1 protein-coding gene is annotated in these 406 nt (G+C 69.2%); it reads left to right on the top strand.

What is annotated here, in order from left to right; genetic code table 11:
• Nucleotides 1-69 precede the first annotated feature (69 nt).
• Nucleotides 70-406: hypothetical protein (locus tag IL252_RS17450; protein ID WP_208629074.1), on the top strand; the 337-nt coding region annotated here is incomplete at its 3' end.

A 406-nucleotide genomic window follows, 5' to 3' on the forward strand; every position in this document is an offset into this window, starting at 1 on the left:
CGTCTCAGCGATGGACCGCATCCGCGGCCGCGGCGGCGACCGCCCGCCAGCCGTGAGCGACGACTGACCGTGGACGACGACAACGACGGCGCGACCGCAGACACCGCATCGCCTGTCAGCGACCAGCGGTACGCCGGCACGCTCCGGACCGGCGGGACAGTCGTCCTCGGTGCTGATCGCCTTGTGGTCGACCGTGGCGACAATCCGGTGGTCGTCGACCTCGACGACATCGTCGAGGTAAGTCTTCAGGACGTCGACTGGTTTCTCGCGGTGATGAGCGCCGCGCTGGTCGGGTTCGGTCTGCTGTCACTTGACCGGTCGGTCCTCCTCGGCGGGGCCTTCGCTGTCGCCGGTGCCGCCAGCCTCGCGCTCACCTACCGCAAGCGGTACGCGCTCAGGATACAGG

The sequence above is a fragment of the Halomicrobium sp. IBSBa genome, from assembly GCF_017612575.1.
GTDB lineage: Archaea > Halobacteriota > Halobacteria > Halobacteriales > Haloarculaceae > Halomicrobium.